Annotated in this window: 1 pseudogene; it reads left to right on the top strand. The window is 81.9% G+C overall.

The features are described from left to right. Positions 1–92: 92 nt before the first annotated feature. A pseudogene (locus JHN63_RS52220) lies at positions 93–354 on the top strand (3-carboxy-cis,cis-muconate cycloisomerase); the annotation flags it as partial.

The raw sequence follows: 354 nt of genomic DNA, 5'->3' as shown, positions 1-354 counted from the left end.
CCCTGGCGCCGGCCGGCCTGGGCGGGAGCAACTCCCGTGCCCCCGAGCCCCGTTACGGCCCCGGTCACGGCCCCGAGCGCGAAGGCGGACGCATGACCTCCCCCCGGCACTCCCCGCACTCCCGGCAGTTCCCGCCGCCCGCGCCGTCCTCGCCGCCTGCCGCCCTGTCCGCCCATCTGGACGCCGGGCTGCTGTCCCCGGTGCGGGCGGGCACCCCGGCCGAGGCGGCCGTCGGCGACGGTGCGTGGCTGCAGGCGATGCTGGACGCGGAGGCGGCCCTGGCCCGTGCGCAGGCCCGCCTGGGCACGGTGCCGGCCCGGGCGGCGGCCGCGATCACGGAGGCGGCCCGCGCGG

Origin of the sequence: Streptomyces sp. MBT65, from assembly GCF_016612545.1 — a bacterium.
Lineage (GTDB): Bacteria > Actinomycetota > Actinomycetes > Streptomycetales > Streptomycetaceae > Streptomyces.
Note: the sequence above shows the minus strand (reverse complement) of the source record. Positions and strands in the feature narration are given on the sequence as shown.